The 21,601-nt window shown below is 69.6% G+C and carries 24 protein-coding genes and 3 pseudogenes; 10 read left to right on the top strand and 17 right to left on the bottom strand.

What is annotated here, in order from left to right:
• The 7 genes and pseudogenes from WDW90_RS19060 to WDW90_RS19030 form a co-directional block, all read right to left on the bottom strand.
• Positions 1 to 174: pseudogene (locus WDW90_RS19060) on the bottom strand (chromate transporter); the annotation flags it as partial.
• Between the two features lie 812 nt (positions 175 to 986).
• Positions 987 to 2,066, bottom strand: a complete 1,080-nt coding sequence (locus WDW90_RS19055) for an HD-GYP domain-containing protein (protein WP_336489009.1) — start codon at positions 2,064 to 2,066, stop codon at positions 987 to 989.
• 184 nt (positions 2,067 to 2,250) lie between these two features.
• Positions 2,251 to 2,664: pseudogene (locus WDW90_RS19050) on the bottom strand (DUF3830 family protein).
• 95 nt (positions 2,665 to 2,759) lie between these two features.
• A pseudogene (gene puuE, locus WDW90_RS19045) lies at positions 2,760 to 3,656 on the bottom strand (allantoinase PuuE); the annotation flags it as partial.
• Positions 3,657 to 3,715: 59 nt separating this feature from the next.
• Positions 3,716 to 5,182 (bottom strand): NCS1 family nucleobase:cation symporter-1, encoded by a 1,467-nt coding sequence (locus WDW90_RS19040; RefSeq protein ID WP_336489007.1) that lies wholly within the window; start codon positions 5,180 to 5,182, stop codon positions 3,716 to 3,718.
• 117 nt (positions 5,183 to 5,299) lie between these two features.
• Complete coding sequence (locus WDW90_RS19035) at positions 5,300 to 5,665, bottom strand: hypothetical protein (RefSeq protein ID WP_336489006.1); 366 nt, start codon at positions 5,663 to 5,665, stop codon at positions 5,300 to 5,302.
• A 24-nt stretch (positions 5,666 to 5,689) separates the two neighbouring features.
• On the bottom strand, positions 5,690 to 7,003 hold the full coding sequence (locus WDW90_RS19030) for a dicarboxylate/amino acid:cation symporter (protein ID WP_336489004.1): 1,314 nt from the start codon (positions 7,001 to 7,003) through the stop codon (positions 5,690 to 5,692).
• 244 nt (positions 7,004 to 7,247) lie between these two features.
• Between WDW90_RS19030 and WDW90_RS40755 the strand changes: the two genes are divergently transcribed.
• A complete protein-coding gene (locus tag WDW90_RS40755; RefSeq protein ID WP_431311074.1) occupies positions 7,248 to 8,066 on the top strand; it encodes a LysR family transcriptional regulator in 819 nt (272 codons plus the stop codon).
• A gap of 53 nt (positions 8,067 to 8,119) precedes the next feature.
• Here WDW90_RS40755 and pqqA read toward each other — a convergent pair whose 3' ends face one another.
• The 3 genes from pqqA to WDW90_RS19010 all read right to left on the bottom strand — a co-directional run bounded on the left by pqqA (position 8,120) and on the right by WDW90_RS19010 (position 8,892).
• On the bottom strand, positions 8,120 to 8,209 hold the full coding sequence (gene pqqA, locus WDW90_RS19020) for a pyrroloquinoline quinone precursor peptide PqqA (RefSeq protein ID WP_336488052.1): 90 nt from the start codon (positions 8,207 to 8,209) through the stop codon (positions 8,120 to 8,122).
• Between the two features lie 153 nt (positions 8,210 to 8,362).
• The gene (locus WDW90_RS19015) at positions 8,363 to 8,515 is read right to left on the bottom strand and encodes a hypothetical protein (RefSeq protein ID WP_336489002.1); all 153 of its coding nucleotides are present in this window, start codon (positions 8,513 to 8,515) and stop codon (positions 8,363 to 8,365) included.
• Between the two features lie 131 nt (positions 8,516 to 8,646).
• The gene (locus tag WDW90_RS19010; RefSeq protein ID WP_336489000.1) at positions 8,647 to 8,892 is read right to left on the bottom strand and encodes a hypothetical protein; all 246 of its coding nucleotides are present in this window, start codon (positions 8,890 to 8,892) and stop codon (positions 8,647 to 8,649) included.
• A 428-nt stretch (positions 8,893 to 9,320) separates the two neighbouring features.
• Between WDW90_RS19010 and WDW90_RS19005 the strand changes: the two genes are divergently transcribed.
• A complete protein-coding gene (locus tag WDW90_RS19005) occupies positions 9,321 to 9,650 on the top strand; it encodes a helix-turn-helix domain-containing protein (protein ID WP_336488999.1) in 330 nt (109 codons plus the stop codon).
• Positions 9,651 to 9,746: 96 nt separating this feature from the next.
• Here WDW90_RS19005 and WDW90_RS19000 read toward each other — a convergent pair whose 3' ends face one another.
• The 3 genes from WDW90_RS19000 to WDW90_RS18990 form a co-directional block, all read right to left on the bottom strand.
• On the bottom strand, positions 9,747 to 10,022 hold the full coding sequence (locus tag WDW90_RS19000; protein ID WP_336488998.1) for a hypothetical protein: 276 nt from the start codon (positions 10,020 to 10,022) through the stop codon (positions 9,747 to 9,749).
• A 70-nt stretch (positions 10,023 to 10,092) separates the two neighbouring features.
• Complete coding sequence (locus tag WDW90_RS18995; RefSeq protein ID WP_336488997.1) at positions 10,093 to 10,575, bottom strand: DUF2721 domain-containing protein; 483 nt, start codon at positions 10,573 to 10,575, stop codon at positions 10,093 to 10,095.
• Between the two features lie 189 nt (positions 10,576 to 10,764).
• The gene (locus WDW90_RS18990) at positions 10,765 to 11,244 is read right to left on the bottom strand and encodes a hypothetical protein (RefSeq protein WP_336488996.1); all 480 of its coding nucleotides are present in this window, start codon (positions 11,242 to 11,244) and stop codon (positions 10,765 to 10,767) included.
• Between the two features lie 275 nt (positions 11,245 to 11,519).
• On the opposite strand from WDW90_RS18990, the gene WDW90_RS18985 reads away from it, so the two are divergent.
• From WDW90_RS18985 to WDW90_RS18975, 3 genes are all read left to right on the top strand, one after another.
• Positions 11,520 to 12,785: a PQQ-dependent sugar dehydrogenase gene (locus WDW90_RS18985; protein ID WP_431311073.1), complete on the top strand. Its 1,266-nt coding sequence runs from the start codon at positions 11,520 to 11,522 to the stop codon at positions 12,783 to 12,785.
• A gap of 75 nt (positions 12,786 to 12,860) precedes the next feature.
• Positions 12,861 to 13,418, top strand: a complete 558-nt coding sequence (locus tag WDW90_RS18980) for a c-type cytochrome (protein WP_336488994.1) — start codon at positions 12,861 to 12,863, stop codon at positions 13,416 to 13,418.
• A 130-nt stretch (positions 13,419 to 13,548) separates the two neighbouring features.
• Positions 13,549 to 13,872, top strand: coding sequence for a hypothetical protein (locus tag WDW90_RS18975; RefSeq protein ID WP_336488992.1), 324 nt, complete (start codon positions 13,549 to 13,551; stop codon positions 13,870 to 13,872).
• A gap of 43 nt (positions 13,873 to 13,915) precedes the next feature.
• Here WDW90_RS18975 and WDW90_RS18970 read toward each other — a convergent pair whose 3' ends face one another.
• Genes WDW90_RS18970 through leuC form a run of 3 tightly spaced genes read right to left on the bottom strand, consistent with a single transcriptional unit; the run spans position 13,916 to position 16,894 of the window.
• Positions 13,916 to 14,839 (bottom strand): alpha/beta hydrolase, encoded by a 924-nt coding sequence (locus WDW90_RS18970; protein ID WP_336488991.1) that lies wholly within the window; start codon positions 14,837 to 14,839, stop codon positions 13,916 to 13,918.
• 13 nt (positions 14,840 to 14,852) lie between these two features.
• A complete protein-coding gene (leuD, locus tag WDW90_RS18965; RefSeq protein ID WP_336488990.1) occupies positions 14,853 to 15,461 on the bottom strand; it encodes a 3-isopropylmalate dehydratase small subunit in 609 nt (202 codons plus the stop codon).
• 2 nt (positions 15,462 to 15,463) lie between these two features.
• Positions 15,464 to 16,894, bottom strand: a complete 1,431-nt coding sequence (gene leuC / locus WDW90_RS18960) for a 3-isopropylmalate dehydratase large subunit (protein WP_336489018.1) — start codon at positions 16,892 to 16,894, stop codon at positions 15,464 to 15,466.
• A gap of 157 nt (positions 16,895 to 17,051) precedes the next feature.
• Here leuC and WDW90_RS18955 point away from each other — a divergent pair, with 157 nt between their 5' ends.
• From WDW90_RS18955 to WDW90_RS18945, 3 genes are all read left to right on the top strand, one after another.
• Positions 17,052 to 17,975, top strand: coding sequence for a LysR family transcriptional regulator (locus tag WDW90_RS18955; protein ID WP_336488989.1), 924 nt, complete (start codon positions 17,052 to 17,054; stop codon positions 17,973 to 17,975).
• A 618-nt stretch (positions 17,976 to 18,593) separates the two neighbouring features.
• Positions 18,594 to 18,836 (top strand): hypothetical protein, encoded by a 243-nt coding sequence (locus tag WDW90_RS18950; protein ID WP_336488988.1) that lies wholly within the window; start codon positions 18,594 to 18,596, stop codon positions 18,834 to 18,836.
• Between the two features lie 165 nt (positions 18,837 to 19,001).
• Positions 19,002 to 19,178, top strand: coding sequence for a hypothetical protein (locus WDW90_RS18945; protein WP_336488987.1), 177 nt, complete (start codon positions 19,002 to 19,004; stop codon positions 19,176 to 19,178).
• A 28-nt stretch (positions 19,179 to 19,206) separates the two neighbouring features.
• Here WDW90_RS18945 and WDW90_RS18940 read toward each other — a convergent pair whose 3' ends face one another.
• Entirely contained in the window at positions 19,207 to 19,527 is a 321-nt protein-coding gene (locus WDW90_RS18940) for a GYD domain-containing protein (RefSeq protein ID WP_336488986.1), read from the bottom strand.
• 317 nt (positions 19,528 to 19,844) lie between these two features.
• Between WDW90_RS18940 and WDW90_RS18935 the strand changes: the two genes are divergently transcribed.
• On the top strand, positions 19,845 to 20,636 hold the full coding sequence (locus tag WDW90_RS18935) for a DUF2189 domain-containing protein (RefSeq protein ID WP_336488985.1): 792 nt from the start codon (positions 19,845 to 19,847) through the stop codon (positions 20,634 to 20,636).
• Positions 20,637 to 20,764: 128 nt separating this feature from the next.
• Complete coding sequence (locus WDW90_RS18930) at positions 20,765 to 21,598, top strand: cytochrome c oxidase subunit II (RefSeq protein ID WP_336488984.1); 834 nt, start codon at positions 20,765 to 20,767, stop codon at positions 21,596 to 21,598.
• Positions 21,599 to 21,601 lie beyond the last annotated feature (3 nt).

The raw sequence follows: 21,601 nt of genomic DNA, 5'->3' as shown, positions 1-21,601 counted from the left end.
GAGGACGCGGTGCATCACCGCGATCTGCCCGGCCGGCCCGCCAAACGAGAGCGCGGCGATGCGAGACCAGACCGGCAGGGCCTGGCCGAGCGTCACGGGTCCCCGCGCGCTTCGAGCGGCGGTGGACGTCCCGGGCTCACCGACTGCGACCCCCGCCCTGTCGGATCCTGCCATCAGGTGCGGCCCATCATCATCATCTGCAACGCGTCGCGCCTCTCCGGCGGCGAAGATCGATCGCCGTCAGCCTAGAGCATGATGCGGAACAGTGGAATCGGTCTACCGAAAACATCATGTGATTATAAGGAGATAAAGCATGCCGCCTGCGGGCGCACGATCGCGCCGTCCCCGCGCCGGGTCCCCGGATGCCGCCTGGGCAAGCACGATCCCGGTTCAGGCCGGATCACGGCCGCGGCCCCGGAGGGGCTGGCATGCCAGCGCGGGCTCGGCTACTTGGAGCCCGGCTTCCGTCGTCGTTGCCGCACGCATGCCTGCCGCCCGGCACGGCATGCAGGCTGCCGCGAGGATAAAGCTGATCGGACGAGTCTCTGCATATGATCAAGCAGACGTTATTGGTTTGATCTCGGACTGCGACGACAAATTACGTTCCTTTGACCAAGTAAAGCTCAGATGACCTTCACAAAACTACGCGCAATGTTGCTCGCCGCCGCCCTTCTCGCGGACGGCGGCGGATATGCCTTCGCTCAAGGGATCGGTGCGAGAGTGCCGAGCAGCGGACATGGCGGCGGCGCTGCCACCAGTTCCGGAAGCCTGAGCGGCGTCGAAACCGGCAATCAGCACGTCGCTGCACCGCGTGCTCTCGCCGAGCCGACTCCGATGAACAACGCCTGGAGCGCCGCGAGTTCCGACGCGTCATCGCACGCCCGGCACCACCGACGCTAAGTCCCCGATCGCCGACGGCGCATGAGCCGGGTGCGCAGCCCGTCCGGCAAGCCGCGGCGGGCTGCTCCGGCGCCAGCTGAACTGCCCTAGCCGGCGGCCCGGACCGGCGCCCTGACGGCCGCGGCGATCGGCCGGAAGGCGTTCACAAGATCCTGGTCGAGCTTGCCGCCCAGGCCGGTCAGGACCGCGTAGGCCGCCTCGCCGCCCATCGGGGTCCTGTAGGGCCGGCGCTCGATCAGGGCTCCGTAGATGTCGCAGATCGTGACGAGCCGCACGAGGTCGGGGATCGCGTTGCCCCGCAGACCGTCCGGGTAGCCGGTCCCGTCGAGGTACTCGTGGTGCGAGCGCACCACCGCGAGCAGCGGGTCCGAGTAGCCGTGGCCCCGCAGCATCTCGTAGCCGAGCAGCGCGTGCCTCTCCACGGTCGCCCGCTCGGCCTCGTCGAGCGGGCCCGCCTTGTTGAGCAGGGCGATCGGAATGCGCGACTTGCCGACGTCGTGGAGGAGCGCCGCCTCGGTCAGGCGCTGGCAATCCGCTTGGGACAGCCCGAGCTGGCGGCCGAAGGCCGCCGCGAGCCCGGCGACGAGGAGGCAATGCTGGTGCGTCGCGTCGTCGAACTGCCAGACGAGTTCGAGCCAGGCGCGCAGGTCAGTCTGGCGCAGGGCCGTCTCGATGAACGCCGCGCCCGCGGCGATCAGGTCGGGCTCGATCGCAGAGCCGGCGCGGCCGAGCGCGAACATCCGGCCGAGGGCCGCATCGGCCGAGGCCACGTGCGCCGTCAAGGCGGGGGCAATCGCGGCCTCCGGAGCGGTCAGCGACGCGAGGGCCGCGGGCAGCATCTGCGCGGCCTGCCCGGCCGGCAGCACCCGGTCGGCCCGCAGCGCGGTGGCCTGCGCGCGTCCGCGCGGCGTGTCTTCCTGGAGAAGGCAGAGATAGGGCCGGCGATCCGCCCGGAAGGCGTCGAGATGGCGGCGCAGGCCGGCGATGCATTCCGACCGGGCGAAGGACACGTCGCTGACGATGGCCCGCACGGAGGCCGGATCGAGCCGGATCCGGGCCTGATCGGGATCGAGCACGTCGACGATCCGGCTCTGTCCGGCGAGGCAGAGGCTGCGCGCGAGCCGCTCCGCGCGATCGGGCATGTCGGTCAGCAGGAGGATGTGCATGCCACCTCGCATGTTGATCGCCCGCCCGCACCGGCGCGCCGGGACGTCGCTGCCGGGTCGGCTCCCCACACCTCGCAGCGCAACCGCCAGTAAGTACCGCCGCTCGTTGAGAAACCCTCAAGAGCCCGGCGGCAATTCACATTTTCTGGGGTCTGCGCCGGAGGATCGCGCCGCGCCCGGAGGATCAGGGCATGTCGAAGCGGATCGGCTGAGCGCCCTTGTAGAGGGTCATGCGGCCGAGGTCGTAGACGTTCTCGAACCCCTGTGTGATCGTCAGGAAGTGGTTGCCGGCGAGCTGCCCGACCTTGCTCGCGAAGTGGACGCCGCCATAGGCCAGCAGGATCTCGGTCTCGCTGATCCCGCCCGGTTAGAGGATCATCTGGCCGGGCGCCGGGTAGCTCGTGTGGTTCTCGTAATCGACGCCGAAATCGAGGTCGCCGAGGGGCATCCAGACGCCCTCGCCGCTCCAGCGCACCTGGACGATCTCGCTGACGAAGGGCAGCGCCTTGAGGAAGGCCGCGCAGGTCCTGGGCGCCTTCTCGGTCTCGAGCCGCCCGACGAGGTCGTAGGGGCCGGCCTTGATCTTGAGTTCGGTCATGGTGGGTCGTCCTTCCTTCAAGGGTGATGGTGTCCGGCCGGTGATCGGCCGGTCGGGGCTTCGGAGAACCGGTGCGGTCAGCGCGGCGGGGCTGGATGGCGGGCCTGCCAGTGGCGGGCGATCTCGGCGCGCGAGGCGAACCAGACGCCCTCATGCGCGAGGGCGTAGTCGACGAACCGCTCCAGGGCGGCGGCGCGGCCGGGACGGCCCACGAGGCGGCAATGCAGGCCGACCGAGAGCATCTTCGCCCGTCCCTCGCCGCCCTCGCGGTAGAGCAGGTCGAAGGAATCCTTGAGATAGGCGAAGAATTGGTCGCCTGAGTTGAAGCCCTGGGCGGTGGCGAAGCGCATGTCATTGGCGTCGAGCGTGTAGGGCACGATCAGGTGCGGCCCGCGCGGGCCGCGGACCCAGTAGGGCAGTTCGTCGGCGTAGCTGTCCGACGAGTAGAGAAAGCCGCCCTCCTCCATCACGAGATCGAGCGTGTTCATCGAGCAGCGGCCGAGATACCAGCCGAGCGGGGCCGAGCCGGTGACGGATTCGTGCAGCGCGATCGCCTGCCGCAGGTGATCGCGCTCGACCTCCCGCGGCACGCCCCGGTACTCGATCCACTTGAGGCCGTGGCTCGCGATCTCCCAATCCGCCTCCCGCATCGCCGCGACCTGCTCGCGGCCCCGCATCAGGGCGGTGGCGACCCCGAAGACCGTGACCGGAACGGCACGCGCGGTGAAGAGCCGCCACAGGCGCCAGAACCCGGCCCGCGCGCCGTACTCGTAGATCGATTCCATGTTCCAGTGGCGCTCGCCGGGCCAGTTCGAGGCGCCGACGATCTCCGACAGGAAGGCCTCGGAGGCGGCATCGCCGTGCAGGACGTTGCTCTCGCCGCCCTCCTCGTAATTGACGACGAACTGGACGCAGATGCGGGCCTGCCCCGGCCAGGCTGGGTCGGGCGGCTCGCGCCCGTAGCCCGTCATGTCGCGTGGATAATCGGACATCCTGGTTTCCTCGTCTGTCCCGGCTCGCGGCCTGCCGGATGATGGCGCAAGGTGCGGGATCAGGACGCGACCGCCGCGGCGCGCCGGGTCGAGAGTGACCAGTAGAGGCCGGCGCCCGCCGCCGCGCCGATCAGCCAGCCCCAGTCTCCCACGTTGAGGATCAGGCCGAACGCCCCGAGCAGCGCGAGGCTGATCGACAGAAGGCCCGAGGCCCCGAGGGCGAACAGCGCCCGCCGGCTCCAGCCGCCTTCGAAGTGGAAGGCGCCGGCGGGCGACAGGGTGTAGAGGTCGTCGACCGCGACCTGCTCCCGGCGCACGAGATAGTAGTCGGCCACCATGATCCCGTACATCGGGCCGAGCACCGCGCCGAAGAGGCCGACGAACACCGTGATGGCCTGCGGGCTCGACACGAAGATCCAGGGGCAGACCAGGACCGACAGGATCGAGGTGATCAGGCCGCCCACCCGGAACGAGATCTTCTCGGGCCAGAGATTGGCGATGTCGTAGGCCGGCGAGATGAAGTTCGCCACGATGTTGATGCCCATGGTCGCGACGATGAAGGTGACGGAGCCGAGCACCACCACGACGGGGTTGCCGATCCGCTCCACGATCTGGACGGGGTCCATGATCGCCTCGCCGAACACGCTGACCGTGCCGGCCGTGACGATGACCGTCACGAGCGAGAAGACGAAGAAGTTGACCGGCAGGCCGAGGAAGTTGCCCCGGCGCATCTCCGCCTCGCTGCGGCTGAAGCGCGAGAAGTCGCCGAAGTTCAGGAGCAGCGCCGAGAAGTAGGCGACGATCAGCATCGCGGCGTTGGCCATCATGCCGAGGGATTCGAGCCCGCTCAGGGGCTGGCCGCCGAGCTGCAGCGACAGGCTCGCCGGGCCCGCCTGCCACAGGATCCAGGCCGCCAGCAGGAACATCACCAAGTAGACGGCCAGCCCGCAGAAATCGATGAACCTGCGGATCGTCTCCATGCCGCTCTGGAAGATGGCGAGCTGGAAGAACCACATGAACAGGAAGCTGCCCCAGCCGAGCGGCGACAGCCCGACGAAGCCGCCATGGGTGAGCGATTCCGCGCCGGGATGGAAGGTGAGCACGAGGACCTGCACGGCCTTCGAGGCGAAGTAGGTCTGCACGCCGTACCAGACGATGCCGACGACGCCCCGGATCACGGCCGCGAGGTTGGCGCCCATCACCCCGAAGGAGACCCGGGCCATGACGGGGAACGGGATGCCGTGGCGCTGCGATGGCAGGCCGATCAGGTTCATCAGGTAGTAGACCGCGAGGATGCCGACGAGCATCGCGGCGAGCACCTGCCAGCCCGTCAGGCCGAGGAAGAACAGGCTCGCCGCGAAGGTGTAGCCGCCCACCGAGTGCACGTCGGACATCCACATCGCGAAGATGCTGAACGTGCCCCAGGTGCGCCCCTCCGGCGCGGTCGGGGCGAGGTCGCTGTTGTAGAGCTTCGGGTCTGCGCCGGGCACAGGCCGGGTGACGATGCCGCTGGTCTGGGACGCCATGGTTTCCTCCTGTTCCCGTTCGGGTGTTCCTCTCGGATCCTCCGCCCCGCCCGGATTCGCGGCCGGGGCGAAGCCTCGCCGGTCAGGCCCGCGCCTCGCGGGCATCCCGGATGCCCTTCACAGTCGCCGCCGGCTCGAGCGTCCGCAGGACGTCGACGAGCACGCGCACGGCGATCTCGGCATCGGCCGTAGCGGCCCGCATTGCGGACCGTGTCGATATGCGAGCCGATCAGCAGCGTCGGGCCGCCCGGCCTCGACGCGTCCGACCACCGTGCCGGCGGCGTCGAACCGCGTCGCCATGCCGGCCTCCTCCATCCAGGCCGCGACCTGGAGCGCCGCCGCCTTGTGGGCCGGCGTGAGATAGAGGCGGGTCAGCGCAGCGGGCTCGCTCGTGAACGCGGCCAGCGCGTCGAGCCGCGCCATGACGCGGGTGCCGAGGCTTCCGGCGACGCCGCCCGTGCCGTGACTGTCGAGGCTGAACATCGCGCGATCTCCCTTCGCCAAGCGTCAGGCCGCCCGCGGGGCGTCGGCGATCGGCGCCTCCAGCAATTCGGCGGTGTCCGTCGCCACCTCGCCGTCGAGGACGCGCCGGGCGCGCTGGCGGTCGATGTCGCCTTCCCAAGCTGCGATCACCACGGTCGCCACGCAATTGCCGATCAGGTTGCCGAGCGCGCGGGCGATGCCGACGAACCAGTCGATCGACAGGACGAGGACGAGGCCGATCACCGGGATCTCGGGCACGGCCGACAGGGTGGCTGCGAGCACCACGATGGCCGAACCGGGAATGCCGTGCGCGCCCTTCGAGGTGAGGAGCGCGATGCCGAGGATCAGCAGCAGGTGCCCGAAGCTCAGCGGCGTGTTCGTCGCCTGGGCGATGAACACGGTCGCGAGCGTCAGGTAGAGCGAGAAGGCGTCGAGGTTGAACGAGTAGCCGGTCGGTATCACGAGGCCGACCGTCGAATCCTTGATGCCGAGGCGTTCCAGCTTGCGCATCACCTGCGGCAGCACGCTGTCGGAGGAGGCCGTGCCCGCCACGACCGTCAGTTCCTCGCGCAGGTAGGCCAGGAACTTGAGGATATTGAAGCCGGCAAAGCGCAGAATGGTGCCGAGCACGACGAAGACGAAGAAGGCGACGCCTGCATAGAACAGGGCGACCAGCATGCCGAGCTGCTTCAGCGAGCCGACGCCGTACTTGCCGACTGTGAAGGCCACCGCGCCGAGGACGCCCAGCGGCGCGAGCCGCACGATGAAGCCAATGATCTTGAACAGGACCTCGGTGATCCGCTCCAGGCTATCGGCGAGCGGCTTGCCGCGCTCACCCAAGAGCGAGAGGCCGGAGCCGAACAGGATCGCGATGATCAAGACCTGCAGAATATCGCCCTTGGCGAAGGCGTCGACCAGCGTCGTCGGTACGAGCTTCATCAGGAAGTCGACGGTGCTGGTCACCTCCTTGACATGGCTGGTGTAGCCAGCGAGCGCCGCGCCATCCAGGCTTGCCGGATTGACGTTCATGCCTAGGCCGGGCTCGAACAGGTAGGCGAGCACGATGCCGAGGGCGAGGGCGAGCGTCGTGACGGCCTCGAAGTAGATCAGGGATTTGAGCCCGACGCGCCCGACCTTGCGCAGGTCGCCCGCGCTGACGATGCCGTGCACCACCACGCCGAACACGAGGGGTGCGATCGCCATCTTGATGAGCTTGATGAAAGCGTCGCCGAGCGGCTTGAGGCTGACCGCGAAGTCCGGCCAGAGGAGGCCGATCGCGACGCCGAGCACGAGCGCGGCGACGACCTGACCGAACAGAGACCTGAGGAAGCGTGTCATCGAGCCCTCCTTCCGGAGCGTTGGGCCTCTCAATGATCGCCGACCGGCCCGGCCCCGGGCGCGCATCGGCCGTCTCGCACGAAGGGTGGGATCCGGCCGAGGGCCGGCCTCACGCCACCCGTCGGGGCGAACCGAAAATCAAGCTCGCAAGCCCCGCACCGCGAACAGTGCTGCCATGCGATATGTACGTGTAATATTTTGTTCGATACGATTGAGACGTTTCTCGTATCGATCCGGCCCCGGCATGGAATTGCGGCACCTGCGCTACTTCGTGGCGGTCGCCGAGCGGCTGAGCTTCACCGCGGCGGCCGAGGCGCTCGGCGTCTCGCAGCCGCCGCTGAGCCAGCAGATCCGGGACCTCGAGGCGGAGCTGCGCACCACCCTGCTCCTGCGCACGAGCCGCCGCGTCGAGTTGACGGAGGCCGGCCGCCTCTTCCTCGACCATGCCCGCGCGATCCTGGCGCAGGTCGGCCAGGCCTCCGAGCAGGTGCGGTCAGCCAGGGCCGCCGCGGAGGCGAAGCGCTATCTCGGCTTCGTTGTCTATCTGCTGGTGATCTTCGGGACGCTGATCGTCTTCAGCATCGTCCTGTATGCCCGGCTCGACGGCGACGCGGGCCACCTGCCCGCCTCTCACTTCTTCACCCTCGGCCTCGTGAACGCGCTGGTGCTCGGCAAGATCATGCTGCTCGCCGAGGCGGCGGGCGTGGGCACGCGGGCCTTCGGCCGGCGCCTGCGGTCGGGGCCGCTCGCCTACGCGATCCTCTACCGAGCGCTGGTCTTCGCCCTCGTGCTCGTCCTCGCGGACGTCGCGGAGGAGGTGCTCGTCGGCCTCTGGCGCGGGCGGAGCGTCGCCGAGACCCTGCCGGAGATCGCGGGGCGGCCCGAGCGGTTTGGCCGCCCTTGCCTGGGTGCTGTTCGTGGCGCTGGTCCCCTACTTCGCCTGGCGGGAGGTCGGCCGCGTGATCGGCGAGGCGCGGCTCAAGGCGCTCATGCTGCACGGAGCCGCAACGGAGTGAGGCAAGCAGAATCCCGCCCCACGCAGGTCACGATCGCGCGCAAATAAAAAGGCGGCCCGTGCGGACCGCCTTTGTTCAAGTTCTTAATTTAAGAACTTGCTTAGTGGAAGGTGTCGATCTCGGCCGACTCGTAGCTGGTGACTTCCATGCCGACGCAGATTTCCTGAACGACGGGGGCGGACCACTTCATGAGATGTCTCCTTGAAACCGTGTGACCCGTATATGGCATCATTTCGTTCGCTGGAAAAGGTGGGCCGAGACTTATATTCCTCTTAGATGCGCGACCGTTGGAATGGACGTGGACCGCCCGGCCGGCCGCGTCAGCCGTGCTTGGCCGACGGATTCAGCCGGCGAGCAGGCGCGGCTGCCGGCTCAGGCGGGCGCTCTCGGCAGGATCCGGCTGCGTGATCTGGGTCGGGCGCGGCCCACGCCCGTGCACCGTGATCGCGTCGGCGACGCAGAAGAGCGCCAGGAGGCAGAGGATACGCCGCGACATGGTTCCCGGTCCCTGCGGAGCCGGGACCGTGCCCCGCCGGCCCCGCGCGGACCGTAACGCGCCTCACGCGCGCCGGACCGGCCATCGGCATCGCCGGCGAGGCCGGACCGTTCCGCGCGATGCCGTGCCGATCACGGGGGCGTCGGGCCGGCCCGGTCGCCGTCCGCCGTCCCAGCGTTCCGGGCGGCTTCCGGCGAGGCCTGTGACGGCCGCTCGATGGCGACCGTCTGCCCGCTGCTCAGAATGCGGGCCATCTCGCGCTGCTCAGGCGTCATCCTTCTGCGATGCCACATGCGGATGACGGCCCGCGTACCGAAGACCGTCATCCAGAGCGCGACGGGCGCCGCGACGAGGACGAGGACTACGGCTTCGATCATGAGTTCACCTCGTCGCCTCGCGGTGCGTCGACCGCCAGGAACCGGTACCGTGGGATGTCCTGCGGCTCCATGCCGACAGCCCGCGCAATCGCGACGGGATTGCCCATGACGACCGGCCTGCTGCCGCCCACCGATCGATCGCAACGCCCGACCACCCGTCGCGGCGAGCGGTGCCCGCGCAGGACAGTATCGGCACGCGCTCGCGGGCATGGCGCCGCCGCCGGCAAGGACAGCTGAGCGTTCCCAAGTCAGCCGTGCGATGTGCAGATACCGCCTCAAGTTGTGCCATGATGGACTCGCGGCACGGTACACTACGGTACTGCCCCCGCGCGGACGTATTCTTTCTGGACACTCAAGCGCGCAAAGTATAAGAGTCACTCAAATGACCAGCCATCCGAGGTGGCGCCCCTCCTTCAGCGTGCGGTCCCATGTATGCCCATCAGACGAAGCTGGCCTCGGATGAAGTCCAGGAATTGCGGCGTGAGGGCGGGCGCTATCTCAGGGAGCTGCGGGAGGCTCGGGGATTGTCGCAGCGGCAGCTCGCGGCGCTGATCGGGGCCGAGTTCTACACCTTCGTGTCGCAGATCGAGACTGGCCGGGGTCGCATCCCGCCGGACCGGTACCGCACCTGGGCCGAGGCGCTCGGGGTGGAGCCGCGCGCCTTCGTGCAGGCACTGATGCGCTACTACGATCCCGTCACCCACGAGATCCTGTTCGAGGACGTGCCCCGGGCCGACGCACGCCGCGCCAGTGCGTGAGGGCGCCGCCCGTTCGAGACGCTCGGATCGCGGGCGGCCCACGCCGCACGTCCAGGCTGGCCCGTTCTGACATCTGATAAGCCCCGGAACGCCCCGTCAGCGTCCCTGCGGCGGCGGATCCTGCGGCGTGCGCGCCCCCGGATCGGCCTTGATGCCGGAGCCCGGCACCGTCCGGCTCCCGGCCTGCTGGTCCGCGGTGGGCTTGGCCGAGCCCGTGATCTCGTCGCTGGTGCCGAGGGCGTCCTTCGCGGTCCGGTCGGCGCCCGGGCTCGCCGGGGCGGCGGCGCCCTTGGATTCCTGCGCGAAGGCTGGCGCGAGCCCGGCGGCTCCGAGCAGCAGGGCGAGGTTCAGGGCGTGGAGGGTCCGTCTCATCGAATGTCGACCGGTCGTGGAACGCCGGTCGCAGCCGGCGGCGGTGAAACGCCGGGCGGGCCCGTCCGGTTCAACCGCGCTTCAGGCCGGCGGCCTGATCCTGCTGGCGCGCCACCTCGATCCGCACGCCGCGACCGGCGAGAAGGATCTCGGTGAGGAAGGCGCCGATCGCCCCGACGGTGCAGACGAGCGCCGCACCGAAGCAGCCGAACAGCACGGTGGCGATGGTGTTGTCGCGCAGAGCGCCCACGAACAGCGTCAGCACCGCGATGCCCGTCATCACGCCGCCGAGCGAGGCCAATACGACGGCCGCGTCGAGGATGAAGGAGCGCCGGCGCAGATAGGTGAGGTAGCGCGAGAGCCGCGCGGCCTCGGCCGGATCCGCCCCTTCGAGGCTGCGGGCGGCCGCGTCGACTTTGTCGGCGACCCGGCCGAGGCGCGTCGAGAACACGTTGAGGAGGGTCGCGAGCGCCGAGAGCAGGAAGGCAGGCGCCAGCGCCACCTGGATGATATGGGCGGTGCTGTCGAGGGGGCCGGCGGAATTGGGGAACATCGGGCCGCCTTGATCCGTGCAGCTTGGTGTGGGGGTGGGCGCGGCACGGCGGCCGGCTGATCCGGGAGGGGACCGGCCGCGACATCCATCCGCGCCGACCCGGGTCGGAACGCGCCCGGTTCGCCGGTCGCGTGCTCGCCGGTCTCGGCCCTGGGCGGGCCCCAGCGTCCGAAGCAGGGCGCCGTCCGATCAGCCGCGCCGGGCGAGGACCGGGCAGGATGCGGACGCGGCCGGCCCCAGCACGACGTCGCCCTGCTTCGGGTTGTTGACCGCGAACGGGAGGGTGTCCCGCGTGCCGACGAAGCCCGGGCCGAGCTGCGGTTCGAAGAAGCCGTCGCCGATCTTGATGTAGCAGCGGTCGATCACCGCTTCGTAATCGAGCCGGATCTGCGTGACCGGCCCACCGGCCGTGCCGCAGCTGGCGGAGAGCGCGAGGCTGCCGGGCTGGGCCAGCCGCACCGGCATCGAGCGGCCGGGCAGCAGGGTGTAGGCCGGGCCGCCATCCTGGCTGACGCTGAGCAGCAGGCCCGAGCGATTGTAGATATGGCGCGTGCAGCCGGCCTCTGCCGTGCCCGCCGAGCCCAGGAGAACGGCGGCAAGGGCGACAGGGGCAAGGGCGACAGAGGCAAGGGCGGCGGCCGCGCAGAGCCGGTCGGTTCGATGGCGCATTGTCGTGTGCTCCCTGGCTGGCCACGCGCGTGACGCGGTCGGATCGCGAACCGCCTGATGGCATCTAGGCCGGAAGCGGCGCTCGGGGAGTCTCCGGGCGCGGCCTTGCGCAGTCCTCGTCGACCGCGCCTCGCGAACCGGGCGGGTGACATACAACCTGTAGTCACAACCTGTTCACTCCCCGCGGCCCGGATGGTTTGGTATGCCAACGAATGCCCGCTTCGAATCGAGCGGGACAGGTCGGTGCCACCGCAGCCCTGCCAGGGAGAACGCCCTTGCTCATCTCAAACACCGTTCGGGCCCGCTCGCTCATCTCCGGTGTCGCGCTCGCCTGCCTCGTCGGCGCGGCGTCGGCGAAGCCCGTCCCGGAACAGAAGCCCGGCGAGCCGCCGGTGGTGACGAACAACGTCGACCGGCCGGAGACCGGCGACGAGGCCGTGCTCGCGCTGAAATCCATGACGATGCCGATCACCGCGACGGCGCCGGACAAGCTTCCCCTCGACAAGCTGCACCTGCCGGACGGGTTCAAGCTCGAAGTCTACGCCACCGGCCTCGCCAACGGCCGCTCGATGCAGCTCGGCGACCAGGGCACCCTGTTCGTCGGAACCCGGATCGCGGGCCGCGTCTACGCGGTCACCGACCGGGACGGGAAGCGCGCGGTGACGATCATCGCCAAGGGCCTGCACCGGCCGAACGGCGTCGCCTTCCACAACGGCGACCTCTACGTGGCGGAGATCTCCAAGATCTCGAAATATCCCGGCATCGAGGCGAGGCTGGACAACCCGCCCGCCCCGGTCACCGTCTACGATGACCTGCCGAAGGACGAGGCGCACGGCTGGAAGTTCATCAAGGTCGGCCCCGACAACAAGCTCTACGTTCCGGTCGGCGCACCCGGCAACTCGCTGATCCCGCCGGACACCCACGCCCAGATCCGCCGGATGGACCTCGACGGCCGGAACGTCGAGATCGTCGCCCGGGGCGTGCGCAACACCGTCGGCTTCGACTGGAACCCGCAGACCAAGCAGCTCTGGTTCACCGACAACGGGCGCGACTGGGTCTCGGAGGATCTGCCGAACGACGAACTCAACGTGCTGAGCGAGCCGGGCAAGCAGCATTTCGGCTACCCGTTCTGCCACCAAGGCAACTTCACGGACCCGGAATACGGCTGGGGCCGCTCCTGCGACGAGTTCACGGCGCCGGTCGCCCTGCTCGGCGCGCACACGGCCGCGCTCGGCATGCGCTTCTACACCGGCACGCAGTTCCCCGAGGCCTATCGCAACGGCGCCTTCATCGCCCAGCACGGCTCCTGGAACCGCACGAGGAAGTCGGGCGGGCAGGTGGTGTTCGCCAAGCTCGACCAGAACGGCAAGGTGACGTCCGTGGAGCCGTTCCTGACGGGCTTCCTCGAGAACAACACCCTGATCGGCCGCCCCGTCGACGTGCAGGTGACGCGCGACGGTGCGCTCCTCGTCTCGGACGACCTCAACGGCGCGATCTACCGCATCACCTACGATGCGAGCGCGAAGCACGTGGCGAAGTAGGCCCGCGCCGTATCCGCATGTCCGGCCGGGACCCCTCCCCCGGCCGGCCTCCCCTCACGCCCGTTGCGGTTCACGATGCGCGCCTGTCTCGCTGTCCTGACGTCTCTCCTCGCGCTCGCGGGCGCACCGCTCGCGGCCGCGCCCGCGATCGAGGCCTGCACCGCCTGCCACGGGGCCGGAACCTCGCAGAACCCGGGCGTTCCTTCGCTCGGCGGCATGCCGGCGACCTTCGTGACGAACCAGCTGTTCATGTTCCGCGAGGGGCAGCGCAGGGCCGAGCCGATGAACGGGCTCGCCGAGCCCATGAGCGACGACGACCTGACGGCCTACGCCACCGAGATCGCCAAGCTGCCCGCGCCGGTCTACCAGGGACCGGCGGGCGATCCCGCACGCATGGCGCGCGCCCGGGAGCTCATCGGCAAGCACCGCTGCACGTCCTGCCACGGGCCGAATCTCGGCGGGCAGGACCAGATCCCTCGGCTGCGCGCCCAGCGCGAGGAGTATCTCGCGGCCGCGCTCAAGGGGTATCGCTCCAGCGACCGCGCCGGCTTCGATCCGGCCATGAACGAGGCCGCCCAGGACCTCAACGACACCGACATCGCTGACCTCGCCTACGCGATCGCCCGGCAATAGCCCCGGCCACCGGATCCCGGGCGAGGCGGCGTGCGCAGCTGCACCGAGTCGATCGGGAACCGGTGCAACGGTTGACGCGTCGTTCCCGCAGACCCGATCCTAGCGCTCGAAGATCCGAACGAGGACCGCCATGCGCGCGTCGCTACTTGCCACCGCTCTGCTTCTCGCCGGCCTGGGCAGCGGCCCGGCCGCCGCGCAGGGCATGCCGAGCTCGAACATCAACAGCATCAACAACTCGCTGGCGGCGCAAAGCCAGATGCGGGCTTTCCAGCAGCAGCAGACGACCGACTTCAACACCCTGAACATGCAGGGACAGCGAAACGTCCTGTTCCAGCCGCAGCCCGATTACTACGCGGTGCCGGGCCGCGCCTTCCACCATTCGGGCGCGCGCGGGCAGCGTCTCCATTCGGGCGCCGGCCGCTCGATCGGCACGAGCATCTGCCGCGGCTGCTGACCCGGGCGGCCCTCCCGCACGGGCCGAGAAGCGCGACCGGCGCTCACCGGCCCAGGAAAGGCACGAGCTGCGCGAGGACGGCTGCGGGCGCCTCCTCCTGGACGAGGTGGCCGCACGGCAGGGCGCAGCCCTCGACCACATCCGCCTTCTCGCGCCAGGTCTCCAGGACGTCGTAGAGGGCGCCCACCGTGCCCTTCGCGCCCCAGAGCGCCAAGAGGGGCGCGCGCAGGCGTCGGCCCTCCGCGGCGTCGCGCCGGTCATGGTCGAGATCGATGCCGGCGGCGGCGCGGTAATCCTCGCAGATCGCATGGATCGCGCCCTCGCCGCGGTAGCAGCGAAGGTACTCGCGGATCAACGGCTCGGCCGGGATGCCGGGCGTCGCGCTCTGGCCGCGCAGGTGGTGGCGCAGGTACCCCTCCGGATCGGCGCCGATCATGCGCTCGGGCAGCGGCTCCGGCTGGATCAGGAAGAACCACCAGAAATAGCGGGTCGCGAAGGCCCGGTCCGTGCGCTCGTACATCGTCAGCGTCGGCGCGATGTCGAGGACGGCAAGCCGCGCGACGGCACCCGGATGGTCGAGGGCCAGGCGGTGCGCGACGCGGCCGCCGCGGTCGTGGCCGACGGCGGCGAACCGCTCATACCCGAGCCGTCGCATGACCGCGACCGCGTCGGCGGCCATCGTCCGCTTCGCGTAGGGCCCGTGATCGCCGTCGGATTCTGGCTTGTCGCTGTCGCCGTAGCCGCGCAGGTCGATCGCCACCACCGGATGCCCGGCTTCCGCGATGCGGGGAGCGACCGCGTGCCAGGTGGCGTGGGTCTGCGGATGTCCGTGGAGCAGCAGAACCGGGAGCCGGTTGCCGGCCCGCGAGAGCGCCGCCCTGATCCGGATCGGCGGATCGCCGACTGTGATGTCCGCGAGATCGAAGCCGGTCAGGAAGGGGCTCCGCTCGGAAAGGCCCGATGTCATGGCGCCGCTCCCATCAGGCGAGCCAGGGATGGACGGCGAGGTGGCGCGCCTCGAACGCCCGGATCGCCGCTGCCTGATCGAGGGTCGCGCCGATCGCGTCGAGGCCGCGCAGCAGCGCGTCCTTGCGCATCGGCGGGATCTCGAAGGCGAAGACCGACCCGTCAGCGGCCGTGACCGTCTGGCTCGGCAGATCGACCGTCAGGCCATTGCGGTCCGGATCGGCGGCGAGCCGGCCGAGCGCAGTCACGGCCTCAGGGTCGAGCGTCACGAGGAGAAGGCCGTTATTGGCCGCGTTGTCGGCGAAGATGCCGGCGAAGCTCGTGCCGATGATGGCGCGGATGCCGAGCTGCTGCAGCCCCCAGACCGCGTGCTCGCGCGACGAGCCGCAGCCGAAATTGGGTCCGACGACGAGGAAGCGCGCCCGCTCCCATTCGGGACGGTTGAGCACGAAATCGGGCCGCGGCGCGCCCGGCGCGGAGAAGCGCAGTTCGTGGAAGGTCCCCTCGCGCAGGCCGGTCCGGTCGATGCCCTTCAGGAACTGCTTGGGCATGATCACGTCGGTGTCGATATGCGCGGCCGGCAGCGGCGCGGCCGGCCCGGTGACGATGGTGAAGGGCTGCATGCTCAGCGCTCCCTGCCGAGGCGGCGGACATCGGTGAGATGGCCGGCCACCGCCGCGGCCGCGACCATGGCGGGGCTCATCAGGTGGGTGCGGCCGCCCGTTCCCTGGCGTCCCTCGAAATTGCGGTTGGTGCTCGATGCACAGCGCTCGCCCGGTGCCAGCACGTCGTCGTTCATGGCAAGGCATAGGGAGCAGCCGGATTGGCGCCATTCGAAGCCGGCTTCGCGGAAGATGCGGTCGAGCCCTTCCGCCTCGGCGGCGCGGCGGACGCTGGAGGAGCCCGGCACCACCATGCCGCGGACGCCGGCGGCGATACGGCGCCCGCGCAGGATCGCGGCGGCCTCGCGCAGGTCCGAAAGGCGCGCGTTGGTGCAGGACCCGATGAAGGCGCGCTGGATCGGGATCGCCTCGAGGGCGAGGCCGGGGGCGAGATCCATGTAGGCCAGCGCCCGGGCCATGTCCCGGCGCCGTCCCGCATCGGCCTCGCCGTCGGGGTCCGGCACATGGCCGCCGATCGGTGCCGCCTGGTCGGGGCTCGTGCCCCAGGTGATCATCGGCTCGATCTCCCCGGCCGCGAGGCGCACCTCGCGGTCGAAGACGGCGTCCGGGTCGCTTCGAAGGGTCTGCCAGCACGCGGCGGCGGCCTGCCACAGCGCGCCCTGCGGCACGCGCGGCTTGCCCTGCAGATACGCGACAACGGCCTCGTCCGGCACCATCACGACGCCGCGCGCCCCGCACTCGACCGCCATGTTGCAGATCGTCATACGGGCCTCGACGCCGAGGGCCGCAATGCCGTCGCCCGCGAACTCGACCGAGAAGCCCGTCGCTCCGTCGGCGCCGATCCGGCGGATCAGGGCCATCACCACGTCCTTGGCGGCGACGCCGGGCGGCAGCAGGCCATCGAGGACGACCCGCAGGGTGCGCATCCGGCGGTAGACCAGGGTCTGCGTCGCGAGGTAGTGCTCGATGTCGGATGTGCCGATGCCGAAGCCGAGCGCCCCCAGCGCGCCGTAGGTGGTGGTGTGGCTGTCGCCGGCCGCGACCACCATGCCGGGCAGGATGAAGCCGAGTTCCGGTGCCACCACGTGCTCGATGCCCTGGAGCGGGTGCAGCACGTCGAGGAGTTCGATGCCGAAGTCGCGGCAATTCTCGGAGAAATAGGCGACCTGGCGCGCGCCGCCCGCATCCGGCATGGCGGCGACGCGCCTCGCCGCGGTCGGGTTGACGTGATCGACCACGCCGAGCGCGGCCCGCGGTCGCCAGACCGGGCGGCCTGCCTCGCGCAGGCCGCTGAAGGCCTGCGGGCTCGTGTACTCGTTGAGGACCGTACGGTCGATGTAGAGGAGGATCTCAGCGCCGGGGCCGTTCCGGTCGTCGAGGCGCCGCACCGTGTGGGCGTCGATGATCTTGTCGTAGAGGGTGCGGGCTTGCATCGGCATTCCGGGCCTCGCGATCCGGGGCGGATCGTGCGCGCCCATTCAACGGATTCGCCGGCGAGAGGCCAATGCCGATCCGGCATGCGTCGATGCCGGCGCTCGGCCAAGCACGGCGCGTTGACCCCTGAGGGCGGTCTCCAGCATCCTGGCCGCGATGGACGCGGCCTGGCTCGAAGACTTTCTCGCCCTGATCGATTGCGGGCATTTCTCGCGCGCGGCAGAGCAGCGCGGCATCACGCAGCCGGCCTTCAGCCGCCGCGTGCGCGCGCTCGAGGCCTGGATCGGCAGCCCGCTCTTCGACCGCGATCTGCAGCCGATCGCCCTGACGCCCGCGGGCGAGCGCTTCCGGCCGGTCGCCGAGGAGACCTTGCGGCGCCTCTATCAGGGACGGGAAGCCGCCCGCGAAGCCGGGCGGATGGCGGTGGCGACTCTGCGATTCGCCTCGACGCAGGCCTTGTCCCTGACCTTCTTCCCGAATTGGCTTCGCGCGGTCGAGCGCTGGGCACCGCTCGAGGCAACGATCCACCTGACGGCCGCCCACATGACGGCCTGCGAGCAGATGATGCTGCGCGGCGAGGCGCAGTTCCTTCTCTGCCATCACCATCCGCAGGCGACGCACCTCCTGATGAGCGAGCAGTTCCGGTCGGTTCCTCTCGGAGCCGACGCGCTCCTGCCCGTGAGCGCGCCCGAGCCGGGCGGGACCCGCCCCCTCTACGCCCTGCCGGGAAGCGCGGAGGCGCCGCTGCCTCTCCTCGCCTTCAGCGGCGAATCCGGGATGGGGCGGATCCTGACCGGGGCGCGGGCGATCGAGGCGAGCGGGTCATGGCTGAAGCCGGCCTTCACCTCGCACCTCGCCTCGGTCCTCGTGGCGATGGCACGCGAGGCGAGAGGGGTCGCCTGGGCACCCATGAGCCTCGTGGCGCAGGATCTGGAGCGCGGGTCTCTCGTCAGGGCGGCGAGCGCCGACGGGGACGTGCCCATCGAGATCAGGCTCTACCGGCCGCGGGCCCGACAGAGCCCGCCGGCGGAGCGTCTCTGGGCCGCCATCCTGCGCCCGTCCGAACAGGACATTCCCTGAACGCTCAGCATTCGATCGAGCGGCGTGGCGGCCGACACACTCATCGATCGCCACGCTGCATGCATGAAATGTAAGTTAGATCTTGTTCTCGAGAGATCTGAGAACAGAGGCAAGCTGATCAGCCTGCGCGCGCGTCAAGCCGGTACTGACGGCACCACCGTTACGATAGATCGTATACGTGCCATCATGGGTCGGTTTGATTTTGATCGAGGCCATGAGATCCTGCGGTGAGCGCCGACGGGGCGGCGTGAGCCAAGCTTAACCATTCATGACCGATCCGCAACCCCGCGTTGCGAATGTGCGAAATGTTCCACGGCCCGATGCCGAGACGACCCTCGGCGGGCCCGGCCGCGCGGTTCCACGCCCCGGGGCGAAGCTCGGCCATGCCGGCCGATCATGAGCGCTGCCCCGCAATCGGCCGCCGATCGCACCTCTCCCGGCGCCCCCCGGAACCGCGCCGAACGCTGGCCGCCCCATGCATCGCGCGTGATCCGCCCGATGACCCCGGCCCGCCTCTGTGACCTCCGTCATGGTCGCGCTTCTGCGACGCGCCGAAAGTCGATCTGACGGCAGAGCGCGCCGCACGGACGCTGCCGAGCACGACGACGGAGACCACCCATGAACCTCTTGGCCGTCATCCTGATCTGCACGGCCACGACGGCGCCCGCCGACTGCTCGCGCGAGACCGCCCTTGACGTGCAGGCCACACCCGTCTCAAGCCCGTTCAACTGCATGATGACGGGGCAGGTCACTCCGGCGCGGGACCCCGAGCTGTTGCAGGGGCACTACGCCAAGACCGTCTGCGAGCGACGCAGACTGGCCGAGCCGGGCAATCAGGAGCGGCGAGCCGCACTTCCCTGAGCCTCGCATCCGTTCTCACCGGTCGCGTCGGCCGGCCGTGCGCCCGCGCACGCGGTCGAACCGGTCGGTTGCATGGCTGATCTCCGTCAAAGTCGGTGGTGCGCCGCCCGGGCGAGGGCCACATCCCGACCAGGCCCCGAACGAACTCTGACAGGACTGACGACCATGGACCCGTTGACAGCGAAGACCCTCGTATCCGCTCTCCTGGTCTTCGGTATCGTCGCCTTCTCGCTGGTGTCCCTCCAGCACGCCCTCACGGAGATGCTCGGCGACCTGCGGGCGGCGCGACGCGCGGCGATCCCCGTGCGTGCGCGCAGCCGCAATCGCCCGACGCGGGATTGAGGCACGACGCCTCCGGGACGACGAGGCGTCACGTCCGCCAGCGCGGCGGCGCCTCGTAGCTGAGCGAGTTGACGATCTGCCGGTAGGCCGCCTCCGGAAAGGCTTTCAGGGTCTGGGTGCGGACGTTGCCCAGCATGCCGAGCTGCAGGTTGAAGCGCGCCGCGACCGCGTCGTCGGGCGCCTCGTAGACGATGACGATATCGTACGGACCCATCGTCAGGTAGAAGTGCCGAAAGGCGCCGCCCATCTCCGCGAGCAGCTTCTTCGCCGCATCGAGCCGGGTCGGCGAATCCGTTGCCGTGCGCGCGCCTTGGTCGGTCCAGTTCGCCAGCATGATGTACGTTGTCATCGCGGGCCTCCGTGACGAGGAATGGCCGGCACGCATCATCGCATGCCGCCGCGCTCTGAGCCAGCCATCGCGGCAAGTTGAGTGTCAGTACTCTTTCCGACAGACGCGCATCATTGCCAAGCTGGCGGTCGCAAATGCTGCGTGGCGGCCCGCGAGAACTCGCCGTCCTTAGAGCAAAACATCCAAAATCCTGAGACAGGAACTAAGAGATAAGCTATAGTCGCGCCCTGTCGCGCTTGGCGATTCAGCGGCGGACGTGGCCCGGTCCCGCGCGGCCCGGCCGTCGCGATTCTGTCTTCCTCGAGGAGGGCGCCGCGATGACGATGCTCGATGCCGCCTCCCCCCATCCGCCGATGGCGCGCCCGGACGTGCGCCGGATCGGGCTGTCCGATCTCCGATACGCGCTGTCGAAGGGCGTCGAGGATTTCCTGGCGATGCCGACGCACGTTCTGTTCGTGATCGTGATCTACCCGGTTGCGGGCGTGATCATCGCGACGCTGGCCTTCGAGCAGGACCTCGTTCCGCTGCTGTTCCCGCTGGCCTCCGGCTTCGCGCTGGTCGGCCCCTTCGCGGGGATCGGCCTGTACGAGCTCAGCCGGCGGCGCGAGGCCGGGCTCGATACGAGCTGGAATCATGCCTACGAGCCGCTCAAGGCGCGCTCGGCCGGCGCCATCTTCGCGGTCGGCTTCGTGCTGATGACGATCTTCTTCGCCTGGCTGGTGATCGCGATGGGCCTGTACTGGGCGCTCTACGGCACCGAGCGGCACGAATCCGTCTTCGCCTTCGCCGAGGAGGTCCTGACGACGCAGCGCGGCTGGATCATGATCGTGCTCGGCAACCTCGTGGGCTTCGCCTTCTCGCTCATCGCGCTCGCTGTCAGCGTGGTATCGCTGCCGATGCTCGTCGACCGGGAGGTCGACGCGCTGACGGCCATCGAGACCTCGCTGTCGGCCGTGCGGATGAACCCGCGCACGATGGTGACCTGGGGCTTCATCGTCGCGGGCCTGCTGGTGATGGGCATGCTGCCGCTCTTCGTGGGGCTTGCCCTCGTCATGCCGATCCTCGGACACGCCACCTGGCACCTCTACCGCCGCACGGTCGCCTCCTGAGACCGAAAGGCGCCGCCCGGCGGGCGCAACGCAACGCACAGATCGTGATGGAGTAACGGACGCGCTTCACCCCTCCCGGACGGACATCGACACCCCGTCGGGGAGAGGCGGCGCGCAAGGCGGCTTCTATGGCGCTCATCCTCGTCCTGATCGCCCTCGGTTCGATCGCCTTCCACCTCGTCAGCCCGTGGTGGTGGACACCGATCGCGTCGAACTGGGGCTATATCGACCAGACCCTGATCATCACCTTCTGGATCACGGGGTTCGTCTTCGCGGCGGTGGTGCTGTTCGTCGCCTATTGCCTGTTCCGCTTCCGTCACCGGCCCGGCCGGCGGGCGGCCTACGAGCCCGAGAACCGCCGGCTCGAGGGCTGGCTGACGGGGCTCACGGCCCTCGGCGTCGCCGCGATGCTGGCGCCGGGCCTGATCGTCTGGGCCCAGTTCGTTCGGGTGCCGGACCACGCCTCCGAGGTCGAGATCGTGGCCCAGCAATGGCGCTGGAGCTACCGCCTGCCCGGCGCGGACGGGCGTCTCGGCGCCGCCGAGATCCGCCATATCACCGACGAGAATCCACTCGGCCTCGATCCGCAGGATGCGAGCGCCCGCGACGACATCGTCATCGATGGGGACGACCTGCACCTGCCCGTGGGCCGGCCGGTGAAGGTTCTGCTCCGCTCGATCGACGTGGTGCACAATTTCTATGTGCCGGAATTCCGTGCCAAGATGGACATGATCCCCGGCATGATCACGTATTTCTGGTTCACGCCGACGCGGACCGGCGCGTTCGACGCGCTCTGCAACGAGGTCTGCGGCGTCAACCACTACGCCATGCGGGGCCGGGTCGTCGTCGATGCCGAGCCCGAGTACCGCTCCTGGCTCGACCAGCAGAAGACGTTCTCGCACTTCGCCGCCGGACCGCGCGGCGGCAGGAACGCGCAACTCAGCGACAGGCAGGACAGGTGAGGA

The organism is Methylobacterium nigriterrae (genome assembly GCF_037106235.1).
In the GTDB taxonomy this organism is placed as follows: domain Bacteria; phylum Pseudomonadota; class Alphaproteobacteria; order Rhizobiales; family Beijerinckiaceae; genus Methylobacterium; species Methylobacterium nigriterrae.
This window is presented reverse-complemented; position numbering and strand designations above follow the sequence as displayed.

Excerpts from the sequence above, each read along its gene's own strand:
- WDW90_RS18955 (WP_336488989.1), top strand. The coding sequence starts at position 17,052 with ATGGACGCGGCCTGGCTCGAAGACTTTCTCGCCCTGATCGATTGCGGG.
- WDW90_RS19000 (WP_336488998.1), bottom strand. The coding sequence starts at position 10,022 with ATGAGACGGACCCTCCACGCCCTGAACCTCGCCCTGCTGCTCGGAGCC.
- WDW90_RS18945 (WP_336488987.1), top strand. The coding sequence starts at position 19,002 with ATGGACCCGTTGACAGCGAAGACCCTCGTATCCGCTCTCCTGGTCTTC.
- WDW90_RS19030 (WP_336489004.1), bottom strand. The coding sequence starts at position 7,003 with ATGACACGCTTCCTCAGGTCTCTGTTCGGTCAGGTCGTCGCCGCGCTC.
- WDW90_RS40755 (WP_431311074.1), top strand. The coding sequence starts at position 7,248 with ATGGAATTGCGGCACCTGCGCTACTTCGTGGCGGTCGCCGAGCGGCTG.
- WDW90_RS18995 (WP_336488997.1), bottom strand. The coding sequence starts at position 10,575 with ATGTTCCCCAATTCCGCCGGCCCCCTCGACAGCACCGCCCATATCATC.
- WDW90_RS19010 (WP_336489000.1), bottom strand. The coding sequence starts at position 8,892 with ATGATCGAAGCCGTAGTCCTCGTCCTCGTCGCGGCGCCCGTCGCGCTC.
- WDW90_RS18970 (WP_336488991.1), bottom strand. The coding sequence starts at position 14,839 with ATGACATCGGGCCTTTCCGAGCGGAGCCCCTTCCTGACCGGCTTCGAT.
- WDW90_RS18980 (WP_336488994.1), top strand. The coding sequence starts at position 12,861 with ATGCGCGCCTGTCTCGCTGTCCTGACGTCTCTCCTCGCGCTCGCGGGC.
- leuC (WP_336489018.1), bottom strand. The coding sequence starts at position 16,894 with ATGCAAGCCCGCACCCTCTACGACAAGATCATCGACGCCCACACGGTG.
- WDW90_RS19005 (WP_336488999.1), top strand. The coding sequence starts at position 9,321 with ATGTATGCCCATCAGACGAAGCTGGCCTCGGATGAAGTCCAGGAATTG.
- WDW90_RS18940 (WP_336488986.1), bottom strand. The coding sequence starts at position 19,527 with ATGACAACGTACATCATGCTGGCGAACTGGACCGACCAAGGCGCGCGC.
- leuD (WP_336488990.1), bottom strand. The coding sequence starts at position 15,461 with ATGCAGCCCTTCACCATCGTCACCGGGCCGGCCGCGCCGCTGCCGGCC.
- WDW90_RS18950 (WP_336488988.1), top strand. The coding sequence starts at position 18,594 with ATGAACCTCTTGGCCGTCATCCTGATCTGCACGGCCACGACGGCGCCC.
- WDW90_RS19040 (WP_336489007.1), bottom strand. The coding sequence starts at position 5,182 with ATGGCGTCCCAGACCAGCGGCATCGTCACCCGGCCTGTGCCCGGCGCA.
- pqqA (WP_336488052.1), bottom strand. The coding sequence starts at position 8,209 with ATGAAGTGGTCCGCCCCCGTCGTTCAGGAAATCTGCGTCGGCATGGAA.
- WDW90_RS18975 (WP_336488992.1), top strand. The coding sequence starts at position 13,549 with ATGCGCGCGTCGCTACTTGCCACCGCTCTGCTTCTCGCCGGCCTGGGC.
- WDW90_RS18935 (WP_336488985.1), top strand. The coding sequence starts at position 19,845 with ATGACGATGCTCGATGCCGCCTCCCCCCATCCGCCGATGGCGCGCCCG.
- WDW90_RS19015 (WP_336489002.1), bottom strand. The coding sequence starts at position 8,515 with ATGTCGCGGCGTATCCTCTGCCTCCTGGCGCTCTTCTGCGTCGCCGAC.
- WDW90_RS18990 (WP_336488996.1), bottom strand. The coding sequence starts at position 11,244 with ATGCGCCATCGAACCGACCGGCTCTGCGCGGCCGCCGCCCTTGCCTCT.
- WDW90_RS19055 (WP_336489009.1), bottom strand. The coding sequence starts at position 2,066 with ATGCACATCCTCCTGCTGACCGACATGCCCGATCGCGCGGAGCGGCTC.
- WDW90_RS19035 (WP_336489006.1), bottom strand. The coding sequence starts at position 5,665 with ATGTTCAGCCTCGACAGTCACGGCACGGGCGGCGTCGCCGGAAGCCTC.
- WDW90_RS18930 (WP_336488984.1), top strand. The coding sequence starts at position 20,765 with ATGGCGCTCATCCTCGTCCTGATCGCCCTCGGTTCGATCGCCTTCCAC.